This is a genomic window from Phaeobacter sp. JH20_37 (assembly GCF_048056015.1).
GTDB classification, from domain to species: Bacteria; Pseudomonadota; Alphaproteobacteria; order Rhodobacterales; family Rhodobacteraceae; genus Phaeobacter; species Phaeobacter bryozoorum.
The window spans coordinates 135563-150032 of the sequence record NZ_JAYMWW010000001.1; the positions used below are offsets into that span (position 1 = coordinate 135563).

Sequence of the window (14470 nt, forward strand, 5' to 3'; positions counted from 1 at the left end):
CCATGAAATTGCTCGACCTGATGGAGCCGGAGGAAACTGTTGGCAACCTCTGGCACGATATGGCCAGCAATCTCGCCGGTGAGGTCGCAACGGATGGTGAAATGCTATCTGCTGCGGCCTGCCGGTTGCAGGACCTGCGACGCAGCCTTTCCGTCCTGTTTCGCGCCTTGGGGGGATCTGCTTCTGTGGAATTGGTCGAAACCCCCGCTACCGTCGCGCAGCATCGTCGCTCCTTCGGCCATCGGATCGCCGCTGACCGGCTGCGTGAATATATCCCCTGCTATGACGGCACCCGGCTGGCCCTGCCGCCGGTGATCGCCTGCTTTCCCAGCTACGATCTGAACCGGGCCGCCTATTTCTGGCTTGTTGCGCTGGCGGCGGCAACCGATCCAGCAGAACTGCACCCGCGCGCCGACATGCCTGCGCAGGCGCTGGACATGGCCCGGATCCGGGCCAACATTGCCGCCAGCAGGCGGGCTGCCCAACATTGTCCGGGCCTGCGGCCCGCCTATCTCCGGATGGCCGCTCTATGTGTGACACAACGCCAATCACGACCGTTGCATACGGCCGAACGCGCAGTGGCAGAGCAGATCGTCGCCGCCTTGTCGTTGGATCCTTGGGCCATGGCGGCCGACTGGGGCGAATTCACTCCCTCAAGAGACAGCAGCAGGTCCCAAAGATACATGCCCTTCGCTCCGGTGCCGATCTGGCTGCGCTATTCCTCCCCCGAGAGTTCCGCCTCGGCTGCGGCCGATCCTGATGACCAAAGGACGCCACTGGCCGCCGCCACCATGAGCCAACGCAAGCTCGGCGTGCGTGCAGACCAGGAGCAGGCCCGTCGCAAGGACAGCTTCATCCTGCACCGATTTGAATCAATCCTGTCCTGGGTCGAATCCATGAATATCAACCGCAGCGTTGATGACGACGATCCGGACAATGCCCAGAAGGCCGCCGAGGATCAGGATCTGATAACTCTGACCAAACACGACCGTCGCCTTGCCTCGCGGCTTCGACTGCATTTGGACCTGTCGCCCGCAGATGCCGAACACGAACGGCTGAGCGCTGAATTCACCTATCCCGAATGGAACCATCGTAGCCAAAGCGAGATGTCGGATCATTGCCGCGTGCTGGAGGCCGCAGCGCAGCCTGACACCACACGTCCCTTCCGCCCCAATCCGCGCCAGATCCGCAGCGTCCGTCGCCAGTTCGAGGCCCTGCGTCCACGCCGGATCCTGCAACCGCGCCAGATCGACGGCGCCGAGCTGGATCTCGATGCGGTGATCAGCGCCCGCGCCGAGCTGGCCGCAACAGGGCGCGGCAGTGACCGGCTCTGGCAGAACACACGCCAGCAACAGCGGGATTTATCGGTCGCCTTTCTGATCGACACATCGCGTTCCACAGAGGCCGCAATTGCGGACAGCAGCGTGATTGAGATTGCGCGTAATGCCATGGCGGCGCTGGCGTTCGGGATCGACGTGGCCGGCGACCGATTGGCGATCTGGGGGTTCTCCTCGCTCCGCCGCGATCGCGTTTTCCTGACCCGCTGCAAGGGGTTCGACACGCCGATGTCTGAGGACGTCACCGCCAATATCGGCGCGTTGCAACCGGGCCATTATACACGGCTTGGCGCCGCAATCCGCCACGTCAGCGCGCAGTTGGCAAAGGAGTCCTCCAGCCGTAAACTGCTGATTATCCTCACAGATGGCAAACCCAACGATCTGGACCATTACGAAGGCCAGCATGGCATAGAAGACAGCCGCATGGCCGTTCGGACAGCCCGGCGCGCAGGCCAGCGCCTGCACGGCATCATCATCGACGAAGACGGTCAGGACTGGTTTGCCCGAATTTTCGGACGCGGCGGGTTTTCACTGCTGTCGGATCCCACACGGCTGACCCGCGCGCTGCCCGACATTTACCGAACACTCACACAGGAGACCTGACATGCGCCGTATCTTGCTCATCCTATCCTGCGCCGCGACCGTCGCTTCGCCCGCCATGGCCAAGGGCTTTGACCGGCCTGTTCCGCAGGCGCAATCGGCAACTGCCGAATTCTGGTTTGCACTGGCCTGCATCGCCTTGGTTATGGCGCTTGCGGCGGTGCACATGCTGGTGATGCGGCGATGACTGCGCGAGCCGGTTGGTCGCGCTTGCGCATAGCCGTCACACTCTACCCGTTTGGCGCCGGTGCGATGGCACTGAACGTATATTTCGCTGCTCTGATCACCAGCTGGCTGGGTCTGCCCGTTCTGGGCATATCCCCGTCGATCATCATAGGTGCGGTAATCGCCCTGCCCGCCACCTACGCCTTTGCCGGACATATCCGACGCCTTATGGACAGCGCCGAAGTGCCGCAATCTTGAACCTGTTACCCGAATACCAGCGGAGCTGACCCATGGCCGTGACCACCAAGGCAGATGCCGGAAATACCACAACGACATTGCGCACTCCGCCGATACTCTCCTATGGTTTCCGGCCGTTTTTCCTGCTTGCGACGCTTTGGGCAGGACTGGCGATGATCGCCTGGATCGGGCTGCTCGGCGGCACGCTGACCCTACCGCTCAGGCTTGATCCTGTATCCTGGCACGCGAAGTCTTTTCTCTTTGGTTACCTCAGCGCCGTTCTCGCGGGCTTTCTGCTTACCGCCGTGCCAAATTGGACCGGTCGCGCTCCGCTCACCGGAGGACCGCTGCTGGCACTGGTTCTGTTGTGGATGGCGGGACGTCTCGTGACGCTATGTGGCGCATTTCTTCCGGTCTGGACCGTCACTCTGGTCGATGTGAGTTTTCCACTCATGCTTGGCGCCGTGGTCCTGCGCGAGATCATCGCAGGAAAGAACTGGCGCAACCTCGTCATCCTTCTATTGCTGGCTATACACGCATTGGCGCTGCTTCTGCTGCATCTGGAAACGGCTGCGGGCGGCTATCCCGCACAGGGGTTGGGGCTGCGTCTGGGACTGGCCAACGCGATTGGAATGATCTGCCTGATCGGCGGACGTATCATCCCTAGTTTCACCCGGAACTGGTTGGTCAAACAGGGGGCTGATGTGCGCCCTGCGGATCCAATGCAATCTCTGGACAAAATCGCATTGGCACTCAGCCTGCCGACCTTGGCCATATGGGTTGCTGTACCAGATCACATCGCAGCCGCAGCGGCGCTGGCCATCTTTGGTGTTGCGCAGATGCTGCGACTGGTCCGCTGGCAGGGACATCACACAGGAGCGGAGCCACTGCTGGGCATTCTGCACCTGGCTTATGCATTGATCCCCATCGGCGCCCTCCTGATGGCCTCGATCCGGCTGCTGCGGTTGCCGCTGGATCCCGCATCCGCCCAGCATCTGTGGATGGCCGGGGCTATTGGCATAATGACGCTGGCCGTCATGATCCGCGCCACGCGCGGACATACCGGCCGCCCACTGGTCGCAGGAGCAGGCACCCGACTGCTCCTGTTGGCGATCATCATAGCCACCTTCGCGCGGCTTGTGGCGAACAGCGGGTCCGATATCGCGCATGAGCTCTATCTGATCTCGGCAATCGCGTGGTGCATCGCCTTCTTCGGCTTCGCATTGCTCTTCGGACGGGCCCTGGTCTCCACCCGACGACCGGCGACGGACACCTAGCGCGACACCATCGTCGGGACTGTACCAACCTAGTGCAATGATTTTGCTCACAAAAGCTTAGGTAATATAGCAGAATCACTCGCCATCACGCCGCCGTCGAAGTAACACACTACACATGCGATTCGCGGTACATATCCTGCCACGGCTGGCCATGATGCTAGCACTGGTGCTGGCCATGGTCGGCACCGGATTTGCACATCGCTATGACCGCACCGTTCACTCGCCGGACTATGCCGCCTTTGTCGCCGCAGGCGGCACATTAAGCGATCTCTGTGGTGACAGCACGGACCCAGATCACGGTGCTCGTGCAAAATGTGAAGCCTGCCGACTGACCGCTGCGGCCCTGATGCCGAGCCATCCAGAAACGCCCGGCCTGAGCTTGGTACAGCGTCCGAGAACACGCGCAGCCGTCGTCAAACCGCTGCGCCGAGACCGCCCGCGTGGTCTGGCACATCGCACCCGGGCTCCTCCAGCGCCATTGACCTTCCTTCTCTGACGTCAATTGCAAACTATGCGCTGCCACGCCGGCAGCGAAAAAAGGCCTGGAGCCAACCTATGACCCTGCCCCATTCCCCCGTGCAGCCGCAGGGCCGCACGCAGAAACTCTATTTTGCTGCCTGGCGGTGGCATTTCTACACCGGTCTGTTCGTCATTCCGTTTCTCGCAACACTCGCGCTAACCGGGCTGGCCATGCTGTGGATCGCCTGGGTTGACGGGCGCGATGGCGAACGTACCCCCGTCACTGCCCAAGCCCACGCCCTGCCACTTTCGGCGCAGGCCGATGCCGCGCAGGCAATCCTGCCTGATGGCATCTTGAAAACATACGTGGCCCCCCGAGGGGCCGACCTCGCCGCGCTCTTTCGCATCGATCACGACGGTGACGCAGTGATGGTTGCGGTCGACCCCTATACGGCCACGGTCATCGAAACCTTCCCGCGCCGCAGCGGATGGTATGATTTCGCCGACAGTCTGCATAGCGATCTGATGCTCGGCGTCACTGGCGACCGCATCCTGGAAACCGCTGCCTCTCTGACCATGCTGCTGATCGCGACCGGCCTATACATGTGGTGGCCCCGAAATCTGGGCTGGCGCCACGCATTGCTGCCGAGCCGGGGACGCGGCCGGACGACGTGGAGATCTCTGCACGGGGTGGTCGGTTTCGGGATTTCGCTTTTCCTTGCACTGTTTCTGGTTTCAGGCCTTGCCTGGGCCGGTCTCTGGGGTGGGAAACTGGTTCAGGCCTGGAGCCAGTTTCCGGCGGAGAAATGGGACAACGTCCCCCTGTCCGGCGATACCCATGCCAGCATGGACCACACCCGCCGCGAGGTTCCTTGGGCACTAGAGCAGACGCCGATGCCAGCTTCAGGGGGAACTGCGGGCATCAGCGGTGTTATCGGTGCAACTGTCGACATCGACAGCGTTGACGCCCTGGCGCGCCAGATCGGATTTGGCGGACGATATCAGCTCAGCATTGCACGCGGCGATACCGGTGTCTGGACCCTAAGCCGCGATTCCATGAGCACCGACAGTATCAACCCCACCTCTGACCGGACTGTCCATGTCGACCGCTACACCGGCAAGATTCTGGCGGATGTCCGGTTTGCCGATTATTCTTGGCCCGGAAAGGCGATGGCCGTCGGGATTGCCCTCCATATGGGAACGTTGGGGCTGTGGAGCGTTCTGGCAAATACGCTGGTTTGCCTCTCCATCCTGTTTCTATGTGCCAGTGCCGTGGTGCTCTGGTGGAAGCGTCGTCCTGCCAAATCAGGCCGCCTCTCCGCCCCGCCGATGCCCAAGGAGCTGCCTCTCTGGAAAGGCGCAGGACTGGTCGGAATTGCCGTATGCATTGCCTTTCCGATGGCGGGGCTGGCTCTTCTGGCGCTGCTGATGCTGGACGGGTTGATCCTGACGCGCCTGCCCGCGCTACGCCACCGCCTGACATAACATCAGTCGAAACATGCGGCAGATACGCCAGCGACCAGGCATGCGCACGACCCAAGATATGACTGCACCGCCCGATGGGCGGTGCAGAGGGTCTCACTTCTGAGATGCGCTGGCCGGATCGCGGAGCCGGTCACGCAGTTTGTGCAATGTCACCACGGCGCTGCTATCGTTGAGATTGATACCGCCGGTTTCCTTCGCAAGCTTCTGTAGTTCCGCATAGAACTTTCCCAGGGCCGCAAGCGTCTGCACGACAAGATCGAAATCCTGCAGAGATTGCCGCTCTTCGCGGGTTGGAGGCGTCCCACGCTCAAAGATTGTAAGCACCGTATCTTCAAGCGCCTGCACCTGCGTTTGCAACCGCTGCATTTCCGCGCGTGACACATCGCAAAGATCACTCACCGTGTGACCCTTTGGCGGTGGTGTCGACTGCATGTTCATAGGCGGCCAACCACTTGCTCGATTGCCTGCTTCATAGTGGCAACGGTGAACGGCTTGCGAATGATGTTATTCATCGCCAGGCGACGACCGACTTCAACGATCTCCGGTGTCGGTTTGCCCGTGACGAGGATAAAGCCTACACGTTGTGTCACGCGGTGCTCACGCAGCGCTTTCAGCAGGCCAAGCCCATCCATGCCCGGCATGTTGTAGTCGGACAGCACCAGGTGAACCGGATTGGTCACGAGCTTCTGAAACGCAGATTGCCCGTTGTTTTCAACCATGTAGTTACTCACGCCAAGCTCGTCCAGACATTGGGTCAGGATGCCTCGGCTGGTAGACATATCGTCAACGACCATCACACGCAGAGAGTCTTTCAAGCTCATTTTTAGTTCCTCATTTTCTCTTTTTTTGCCGGACTGCTCAGGTGTTCCCACCGGCAGGAGAGTTTAAGTAAGTGGTGATCCCGACGGTCTGCAGCGCCGATGCCGCAGGGCCGGACATACGTTCCGAGTGGCCGATAAACAGATAGCCTCCCGGATTGAGACTGCGCTGAAAGGCGTGCCAGACCTTTTGCTGGGTCGGGGTGTCGAAGTAGATGGCCACGTTTCGACAGAAGATGGCGTCAAACTTTCCTTTGAACGGAAAGGGTTCGATCAGGTTGAGCACACCAAATGTCAGCAGGGCACGCAGATCTTCGCGGATCGCACCATCTTGCCCTTCGATCTTATAGTAGCCGCTGTATTTCTGCGGGATCTGCGACAGCTCTTCAGCAGAGTAGCGTGCCGACGACGCCTTGCGGACAACAACAGGATCGATATCGGTGCCAAGGATTTTAACATCCAGTTTCTCAACATCCGGGCATAGTTCCTTGAGCACCATCGCGATGGTGTAGGGTTCCTGCCCGTTCGAACACCCTGCCGACCAGATTCGCACCCGATCTCCGCGACGCGCCTTTTCCAGGAGCGGCGGCAGCACGTCGTCGCGCAAAGTGTCAAAGTGATGCGGCTCTCGAAAGAACTGCGTCACATTTGTCGTCAGCAGAGACAGCAGCTCGCTGCGCTCCACATCCGCATTTGGTCCGTTCAACTCCTTCAGGTAGGATTTGAAATCGGTATAGTTGAGCTTGCGCAACCGCCGCGCCAAGCGAGAAGAAACCAAGGGTTTCTTGCTGCTGGACATGGCCAGCCCAAAGTGCTTGTGCGCGAAATCGGCGATGGCTTCGAAATCCTGATCAGACAGGGTGAAACCATCCGCACGAGAATCAATGGGATTGGCAATGGTCACGAGATCACCTGTTCCGGTACAGTGATGACCGCATCCAGATTGATGATCCGCACCATGGTTTCATCGTGCGAAATAATCCCTTGGATGTAGTCCATCGTGTTGCGACTATCCACCGGCGGGGTGTCCTGGATATCATCCGGGTTGATCGAGATGATCTCCGATACGGACTCTGCCAGCAGACCAACCGGCTTGCCGTGCACCGAGACAACGATCACGACGTTTCGCTCGCTCGCTTCGGTCTGCTGCAGCCCAAATCGCGCGGACAGATCGTAGATCGGGATCACCGCGCCGCGTAGGTTCATCACGCCCAAGACATCTGCGGGCGCATGAGGCAGGATCGTCACCGGAGACCAGCGACGGATTTCCCGGATCTGCGTGATTTTCAGACAGAACGCCTGACCAGCAACGGTGAAACTGACAAATTCGCTGTGCTGGGCGTGTTTGACTTCTGAATCTTCATATTTGGCTTCAGCTTGCGATTGCATTGCTTATTCTCCGCTCTGTGTCGAAAGCGGCTGCAGAAGGCGAAGCCGCAAGAATACTTTCAGGATCAAGGATCATAGCGATCTTACCGTCACCAAGAATGGTGGCAGCGGCGACGCCGGGAATATTCCCGCAAACGCCATCGAGGCTTTTGATGACCACCTGGCGTTGATCGTGAATATCGTCCACGGCCAAGGCACTGCGCTGACCAGTCTCCGTTTCTACCAGAAGATAGACGCCCGGTGGCTGATCCTGGTCGGCCTTGGACAATCCAAGCGCCCCGCCCACATCGCAAACAGGGACGAAGTTACCCCTGATCGACAGCAGCGTGCCATCGGCCCCCAGATTGTTGACCATGTCATCACTGCCGCGCATTGTTTCGACAATGGACGTGATCGGGACAACCATCGTTTGGTCGGCGACCGAAACAACCATTCCATCCATGACTGCAAGTGTCAGCGGCAGGATGATGGTGAAGACCGACCCCTTGCCCGGGGTAGAGGCAATATTGATCCGCCCGCCCAAAGCCGTGACAGCGTTTTTGACCACATCCATGCCAACACCACGCCCGGAGAGATTGGAAATCTCCTTGGCTGTGGAGAAACCAGGCAAGAACAAAAGGTTGTCGATCTCGCTGTCGGTCAGGTCCGCATTCTCTGGAATGAGACCTTTGTCGATCGCGATCTGCTTCACCCGCGGGCGATTAACGCCGGCACCATCGTCCTTGATCTCGATACAGACACTACCGGACCGGTGAGAGGCTGACAGACGGATCTCGCCACTGCGGCTCTTACCCGCAGCTTCGCGATCGTCGGGCTTTTCGACACCGTGATCGACCGCGTTCCGCAAGATATGGGTCAACGGATCGGAGAGTCGCTCGATGACCGTCTTGTCGACCTCGGTATTCTCACCCTCGGTGATCAGCTTAGCCGTTTTTCCAGTTGCGGCTGAGGCCTCACGAACAATCCGCGCCATACGCTGAAACAGCGGTTTGACGGGTTGCGCGCGAATAGACATGACACCTTCCTGGATATCGCGGGCAAGATTTTTAAAGCCCTCCAGTTCGGTCTCGACGTCCCGCAGATCCGCAACATCAAGGTTGGCAATTTGCTGTGCCAACATCGAATGGTTAATGATCAATTCGCCGACGGCGTTGATCAGACGATCGACGCGTTCCAGGTCGACCCGCAGCGTTGGATTTGGCCCACGCTGCTCGGACTTCGCGGCCTCAGCTTTTGGCGCAGCCGCTTTCGCGGCCACCGGGGCCGCCACAGCCTCCGGTTCTGGAGCTGAGACCGGCGGTTCAAAAGGGGCAGCCACCTGATCACCGCCTTCCTCTGGAGCGGCACCAAATGCAGCCTCCAGTGCAGCCAGAGCATTGGCCTCGTCTTCTTCATCCATGTCGGATTCGATGGACAGCTCGCACAGCCCTTCGACAAATTCAAACACAGACTCGATTGCAGACTTTGGCTCTGTTGTGGTGAGCGTCAAGGCCCAGATAAGATAGCTCTCGTCGGTATCCAGAGCATCGAAACCTGGCAACTCGCTCTCGTCAAGCGCCACCTCCAGCGTGCCCAGATCAGCTAGCGTCTGGAACAGGAAGTAAGGCTCGTTACCGGTCCCGTACATGTCTTTCAATGGATGGAAACGGATCGAGTAAACCCGCTCTTTCTCCACCTCGATTGGCGACATCTCAAAGGCACCGCCCAACCCCATGGGCTGGAAAACCACCTCTTCTTCATCCTCATCAATATATTCCTCGAGAGCCGCGATGAGCACATCGTGATGGGCCTCATCGGTGCTGCCACCATCGCGCGCGGTCGAAACGAGATCAGAGAGATGATCGCTGGAGCGCAGCAACAGCTGGATCAGCTTGGTATCAAGACCAAGCCGGTTGGCCCGCACTTCGTCAAAGACGGTTTCGAATTTATGGGCAAAGGCCACCAGCTCATCCAAGCCAAATGCGCCCGCCCCCCCTTTGATCGAATGAACCGCCCGGAAGACAGCATTGACCACCTCAGGGTCATGATCGCCTCCTTCGATAGCGGTCAAACCCTCATCCATTGCTTCGAGGAGCTCTTCGCACTCCTCGAAGAATGTGTCCTGTATCGACCCGGCCATCTTAGGCTGCGGCCCCGGTGACGCGTTTCAGCGCGAAAATCAGGGATGCGTCGTCGAATGGTTTGGTGATCCATCCGGTCGCGCCGGCACCGCGGGCGCGGGCCTTCAGTTCGGGCGCGCTCTCGGTGGTCAGGACCAGGATTGGAACCTTGGAATTGATGCCTTCCCCGCGCAGCTCTTCGATGACGCCGAACCCGTCGAGGTTTGGCATGTTGATGTCGGTAATCACCACATCCGGAGCCACGTCGGCATACATGTCCACACCTTCGCGGCCATCCACCGCGCAATGGTATTCAAAACCGGCCTCTTCAAGAGCGGCGGCCAGGAGATTCCGGATCGTGCGGGAATCGTCGATTGCCAGAACTTTCGTCTTCATGCTGTTTCCTCGTCTTCAAATCGGTTGGGCTCGAGCCCCAAAAGAGTGAGCGATTTCCGGCACCCTTCAGTGATCTTAGAGACTGAGAACCCCAGCCCCTCCGATCGCCATTGCTGTTCTGCGCTCAGCAGAAGCTGCAGACAGCGTGACGGCATGACCGCCACACTGCTGCAATCAATCTCCACTGCCTGAGTGCGCGCCCCGCGCAAGAATGAAATCAGCGGATCAAGATCCGAGAAGGCATTGGGCAGGTCCAAGATGTGTTTTTGCGTTTCCGTCGTCATGGTCAGCGATTCGCACCCCCGTATTCGGCGACAGGTTTCAAGTCGATACGGTAGGAGTAGACGCCGGGCCTTAATATTTGATTGCCGGACCGGCGCCCCGGGGCCCGGAATTAGCGAGGATTTGGCGGTAAAAACCAACTGCAATTTCGCAAAATTTTACCGGCTGCAAATCGTCTGAATTTTTCCGCCGGGCGTACCGCCACAAAAACAGCAGCAGCGTAGGGTAATATAATTATACGGACTCCGGCGGTGCCCCGGCTGTGGAGTTTTACCGGGAAATTGCCGTGAAAAACCAACCGCTCGTAAGCTCGAAATTAACTCCTAGCAGGCATCAAGAAGGGAAAGCAGAGGCCACCATCCTCTTCTTGTGCCTGTGAATGGAGTGTCCGATGAAAATTATTCCCACCTTGCGTCTGGCGTATAAGTTGCCCCTCTTCATTGTGGGGTTCGGTGTGCTGATAACGGCGGCTTTCGTCACGATCAGCTCGGTTGCGCTGCAAAATGCGGCGATGAAACACGCCGAACAACAATTCCACGCGATGACAGAGGATCGCCGTGTTGCCCTGCGTGCGCTGATGGAGGGTATCGAGGCGGATGCGTCGACCTTGGCCACCATTCCGTCGACGGCCACCGCGCTGGAGTGGTTCACCATGACCTGGGACGGGATCGAAGGTGACGCACAGAAGGTTCTGCGGAACGCCTATGTTGACGCCAACCCGAACAAAGCCGGCGAAAAACACCTCCTTAACCGGGGGGTCGGCGATTCGCCCTATCACATGCACCATGCCCGTTTTCATCCGTCACTGACTGCCGTTCTGCAGAACAAGGGGTATTACGACGTCTTCTTGATCAACCCGGCAGGCGACATCGTTTATTCCGTGACGAAGGAAGCGGACTATGCCTCTAATCTGGTTGATGGCGCCTATGCCGCATCAGGTCTGGGCAAGGCATTCCGCTCGGCCATCAAGGCATCGGCGGGAACCGTGATCTTTGCCGATCTCGAAGGCTATGCGCCCAGCAACGGCGATCCGGCCGCATTTGTTGCGACTCCAGTGTTCGATGGTGCAGGCAAACTTCAGGGTGTCCTGGCGTTGCAAGTGCCCGTCGAGATGCTGACGAATATCGTAAACCCGGCAAGCGAGATGACCGAAACGCTGAATGTGTTCATCGTCGGTCAGGATATGAAGGTCCGCACCAAGTCGCGCCATGACGACCATCACAAGGTTCTTGACGAACTGGACACAGCCGAGCACCTGTCTGACGCCCTCGCTGGCAATTCAGGGTTCTATGCCAACACAACTGGTGTGACCGGCAGTGCTGTAGTCGCCTACTCTGAGCCCGTAGGCCTGCCGCAGGCCAACTGGGCGATCGTGGCCGAACAGGACCGCGCAGAGCTGTTTGCCCCCGTAAACCGCGATCGCAATCGTCTGCTGTTGATCTCGCTGGCCTGTGCCGCAGGTATGTCTGTATTCGGCTGGCTGTTTGCGCGCTCGATCACCAAACCGATCAACCGGATCTGCGGTCGAATCGAAGAGGTTGCCTCCGGGAATCTCGAATCACCGATCCCGGAAGCGAATCAAAACGATGAAATCGGCGATATCGGCAAGCAGTTGATCAGCCTGCAGGATGATCTGAAACAGGCTCGCTCGGCGGAACTGGAGCGCGCGGAACTGCAGCGGCAACAGGAAATAGTCGTCGAACAGCTGAGCTCCGGCCTGGTGCGTCTTGCCGGTGGCGATTTCTCCCAGCCGATCAGCGATCCGTTCCCGGCGCATCACGAGAAGCTGCGGGAGAATTTCAACCGCACCGCGGAAACGCTGAGCGCCACTGTGACCCAGGTGATCGACACCGCCGAAAGCATCCGCAACGGCGCCAATGAGATCAGCCAGGCCTCCGACGACCTGTCCAACCGCACCGAAAGCCAGGCCGCCACGCTGGAAGAAACCGCCGCCGCCCTGGACGAGATGACGGCCAGCGTGAAATCCGCCGCCGAAGGCGCCCGCAGTGTCGAAAGCATCATGCAGGAAGCCAAACAGGAGGCCGAAACCAGTGGCACCGTGGTGCAGAGCGCCGTCTCCGCAATGACCGAGATCGAGCAGTCCTCGACCCATATTTCGCAGATCATCGGGGTGATTGACGACATCGCCTTCCAGACCAACCTCCTGGCGCTGAACGCCGGTGTCGAGGCCGCGCGGGCCGGCGAGGCGGGCAAGGGCTTTGCCGTGGTCGCCAGCGAGGTGCGCGCCCTGGCGCAGCGGTCCTCGGATGCGGCGATGGAGATCAAGACGCTGATCGGCGACAGCACCAAACAGGTGGAGCGGGGCGTTGATCTGGTGGGCAAAACCGGCGACGCGCTGCAAAGCATCGTGGAGCGGGTCGGGCATATCTCGAAACTGGTTTCGGGCATCGCAACCGGTGCCAGCGAACAGTCGACCGGTCTGCATGAGATCAACACCGGCGTGACCCAGCTTGACCAGGTCACCCAGCAGAACGCCGCCATGGTCGAAGAGGCCACTGCCGCCGGGCATATGCTCAATGCCGATGCCACCAAGCTGGCCCAGCTGGTCGCCCATTTCCGGGTCGCGGCGGGCGCAGCTCAATCCCGCGGCAATACAGCCCCCATGCCAAAATCGACTGAAGGCCAGACCGGAGCGATGCAGAAGCCGCAAACCATGGCGTTTGACGAAGCTCCTGACGAGGCGCCCTCTGCCCCCAGCGCCCATGGCGACGACTGGGATATGGAGGCGGTCACACCGCAACCGGCACCGGCAGCTGCCAGCACCAATGGCAACGCGGCCAGGGACATCTGGCAGGATTTCTGATCCTGCGGAAGGCGCCCGGACCGTAGTTGGACCGGGCGCCCCTACATCTGAAACACTTCGGCCCTTGTCCGAACGCAACAAGCGGAATGAGCATTGTCACAGAGCCTATTGATCATCACCACGGACCGGCGTTTTGCGCAGACCATACAACACCACATGGAGGCCACCTATCCTGGCCTCCAAGTGCTCTTGGCCAATAATCTGATGATGGCCTATAATCAGGCGGAAGCCGGGCAACCCACATTCGCCTTTGTCGAAGATGGGTTCACCAAACTGCCCGAATTCGAAATGATGCTGGCCCTGTTCTCTGCGCTGGATATCCGTTGGGTATCTGTGATGGACAGCCAGACATCGACGCCTGCGCGCAGCTCATCCCCCCTGCTCGATGTGGGTGCCGGGATCTTCGAACTCACAAAATCCGACAATCCGCGTGATTTTGCCCGCTACTTCGACATGATGGTCAAGGCCCCGCGACGGGATCAAGCCTCTCCCATGCAAAAGGGCACTGCCGCTGCCGCAGGCCCCGGCAGCGACAAGATCATCCTCATCGGTTCATCCACCGGCGGTGTCGAAGCCCTGCGCAGCGTATTGGTCGGATTTCCGCTGAACTGTCCGCCAACATTGATTGTTCAGCACACCGGCAAGAATTTTGGGCGCGGGCTGGTCTCGCTTCTGGATCGCATTTGTCCGGCAAAGGTGCTGTCTGCGGATGACAATATGAACTTGTCGCCCGGCCATGTATATGTGGCCGCAGGGCAGCCCCGCCACATGGGGCTCACCCCTCGCAAACCCTATCGCACACGCTTCAAGGAAGGCCCGCCGATTTCGGGTCACATGCCTTCGGTTGATGCGCTTTTTATGTCCGCAGTCCCGATGGCAAAGAGCGTTGTTGCGACAATCTTAACCGGTATGGGCCAAGATGGGGCGCAAGGGCTGCTTGAACTGCGCAAAGCTGGGGCGAAAACCTTTGCTCAGGACGAAAAAAGCAGCGTCGTCTACGGGATGCCACGTGTCGCTTGGGAAATGGGCGCCGCGCAGCAACAGGTCTCGCTTGCGCGAATGGCCGGAACATTGATTCAGGCTTGCAAGACCTGACAGATAA

At 59.4% G+C, this 14470-nt stretch carries 15 protein-coding genes; 8 read left to right on the plus strand and 7 right to left on the minus strand.

Features of this window, described 5'->3' with window-relative positions:
- Positions 1-2 precede the first annotated feature (2 nt).
- The 6 genes from VWZ87_RS00665 to VWZ87_RS00690 all read left to right on the plus strand — a co-directional run bounded on the left by VWZ87_RS00665 (position 3) and on the right by VWZ87_RS00690 (position 5560).
- Positions 3-1940 carry a nitric oxide reductase activation protein NorD gene (locus tag VWZ87_RS00665; protein WP_416535501.1) on the plus strand — a complete coding sequence of 646 codons (1938 nt, stop codon included), beginning with the start codon at positions 3-5 and terminating at the stop codon, positions 1938-1940.
- Between the two features lies 1 nt (position 1941).
- Positions 1942-2124 (plus strand): protein NnrT, encoded by a 183-nt coding sequence (locus VWZ87_RS00670; RefSeq protein ID WP_416535502.1) that lies wholly within the window; start codon positions 1942-1944, stop codon positions 2122-2124.
- Positions 2125-2189: 65 nt separating this feature from the next.
- The gene (locus VWZ87_RS00675; RefSeq protein ID WP_416535503.1) at positions 2190-2360 is read left to right on the plus strand and encodes an NnrT protein; all 171 of its coding nucleotides are present in this window, start codon (positions 2190-2192) and stop codon (positions 2358-2360) included.
- A 32-nt stretch (positions 2361-2392) separates the two neighbouring features.
- Complete coding sequence (locus tag VWZ87_RS00680) at positions 2393-3616, plus strand: NnrS family protein (protein WP_416535504.1); 1224 nt, start codon at positions 2393-2395, stop codon at positions 3614-3616.
- 115 nt (positions 3617-3731) lie between these two features.
- Positions 3732-4112, plus strand: a complete 381-nt coding sequence (locus tag VWZ87_RS00685; protein WP_416535505.1) for a DUF2946 family protein — start codon at positions 3732-3734, stop codon at positions 4110-4112.
- 59 nt (positions 4113-4171) lie between these two features.
- Positions 4172-5560, plus strand: coding sequence for a PepSY-associated TM helix domain-containing protein (locus tag VWZ87_RS00690; protein ID WP_416535506.1), 1389 nt, complete (start codon positions 4172-4174; stop codon positions 5558-5560).
- Between the two features lie 93 nt (positions 5561-5653).
- Here VWZ87_RS00690 and VWZ87_RS00695 read toward each other — a convergent pair whose 3' ends face one another.
- Genes VWZ87_RS00695 through VWZ87_RS00725 form a run of 7 tightly spaced genes read right to left on the minus strand, consistent with a single transcriptional unit; the run spans position 5654 to position 10546 of the window.
- Positions 5654-5959 (minus strand): hypothetical protein, encoded by a 306-nt coding sequence (locus VWZ87_RS00695; RefSeq protein WP_340547712.1) that lies wholly within the window; start codon positions 5957-5959, stop codon positions 5654-5656.
- A 35-nt stretch (positions 5960-5994) separates the two neighbouring features.
- Positions 5995-6381, minus strand: a complete 387-nt coding sequence (locus tag VWZ87_RS00700) for a response regulator (protein ID WP_340547713.1) — start codon at positions 6379-6381, stop codon at positions 5995-5997.
- 37 nt (positions 6382-6418) lie between these two features.
- Complete coding sequence (locus tag VWZ87_RS00705; RefSeq protein ID WP_340547714.1) at positions 6419-7282, minus strand: CheR family methyltransferase; 864 nt, start codon at positions 7280-7282, stop codon at positions 6419-6421.
- On the minus strand, positions 7279-7767 hold the full coding sequence (locus VWZ87_RS00710; protein ID WP_340547715.1) for a chemotaxis protein CheW: 489 nt from the start codon (positions 7765-7767) through the stop codon (positions 7279-7281). Before VWZ87_RS00710 ends, VWZ87_RS00705 begins: the two co-directional genes overlap by 4 nt.
- Positions 7751-9886 (minus strand): chemotaxis protein CheA, encoded by a 2136-nt coding sequence (locus VWZ87_RS00715; protein ID WP_416535507.1) that lies wholly within the window; start codon positions 9884-9886, stop codon positions 7751-7753. The genes VWZ87_RS00710 and VWZ87_RS00715 overlap by 17 nt, the downstream gene beginning before the upstream one ends.
- Position 9887: 1 nt before the next feature.
- Complete coding sequence (locus tag VWZ87_RS00720; protein WP_340547717.1) at positions 9888-10262, minus strand: response regulator; 375 nt, start codon at positions 10260-10262, stop codon at positions 9888-9890.
- Positions 10259-10546, minus strand: coding sequence for an STAS domain-containing protein (locus VWZ87_RS00725; RefSeq protein WP_340547718.1), 288 nt, complete (start codon positions 10544-10546; stop codon positions 10259-10261). The genes VWZ87_RS00720 and VWZ87_RS00725 overlap by 4 nt, the downstream gene beginning before the upstream one ends.
- Positions 10547-10935: 389 nt before the next feature.
- On the opposite strand from VWZ87_RS00725, the gene VWZ87_RS00730 reads away from it, so the two are divergent.
- On the plus strand, positions 10936-13368 hold the full coding sequence (locus VWZ87_RS00730; protein ID WP_416584201.1) for a methyl-accepting chemotaxis protein: 2433 nt from the start codon (positions 10936-10938) through the stop codon (positions 13366-13368).
- A 156-nt stretch (positions 13369-13524) separates the two neighbouring features.
- Positions 13525-14463 carry a CheB methylesterase domain-containing protein gene (locus VWZ87_RS00735; RefSeq protein ID WP_340547745.1) on the plus strand — a complete coding sequence of 313 codons (939 nt, stop codon included), beginning with the start codon at positions 13525-13527 and terminating at the stop codon, positions 14461-14463.
- Positions 14464-14470 lie beyond the last annotated feature (7 nt).

Coding starts and splice junctions, on each gene's coding strand:
- VWZ87_RS00680 (WP_416535504.1), top strand. CDS start 2,393: ATGGCCGTGACCACCAAGGCAGATGCCGGAAATACCACAACGACATTG.
- VWZ87_RS00725 (WP_340547718.1), bottom strand. CDS start 10,546: ATGACGACGGAAACGCAAAAACACATCTTGGACCTGCCCAATGCCTTC.
- VWZ87_RS00730 (WP_416584201.1), top strand. CDS start 10,936: ATGAAAATTATTCCCACCTTGCGTCTGGCGTATAAGTTGCCCCTCTTC.
- VWZ87_RS00665 (WP_416535501.1), top strand. CDS start 3: ATGAAATTGCTCGACCTGATGGAGCCGGAGGAAACTGTTGGCAACCTC.
- VWZ87_RS00700 (WP_340547713.1), bottom strand. CDS start 6,381: ATGAGCTTGAAAGACTCTCTGCGTGTGATGGTCGTTGACGATATGTCT.
- VWZ87_RS00710 (WP_340547715.1), bottom strand. CDS start 7,767: ATGCAATCGCAAGCTGAAGCCAAATATGAAGATTCAGAAGTCAAACAC.
- VWZ87_RS00720 (WP_340547717.1), bottom strand. CDS start 10,262: ATGAAGACGAAAGTTCTGGCAATCGACGATTCCCGCACGATCCGGAAT.
- VWZ87_RS00670 (WP_416535502.1), top strand. CDS start 1,942: ATGCGCCGTATCTTGCTCATCCTATCCTGCGCCGCGACCGTCGCTTCG.
- VWZ87_RS00675 (WP_416535503.1), top strand. CDS start 2,190: ATGGCACTGAACGTATATTTCGCTGCTCTGATCACCAGCTGGCTGGGT.
- VWZ87_RS00735 (WP_340547745.1), top strand. CDS start 13,525: ATGGAGGCCACCTATCCTGGCCTCCAAGTGCTCTTGGCCAATAATCTG.
- VWZ87_RS00685 (WP_416535505.1), top strand. CDS start 3,732: ATGCGATTCGCGGTACATATCCTGCCACGGCTGGCCATGATGCTAGCA.
- VWZ87_RS00690 (WP_416535506.1), top strand. CDS start 4,172: ATGACCCTGCCCCATTCCCCCGTGCAGCCGCAGGGCCGCACGCAGAAA.
- VWZ87_RS00715 (WP_416535507.1), bottom strand. CDS start 9,886: ATGGCCGGGTCGATACAGGACACATTCTTCGAGGAGTGCGAAGAGCTC.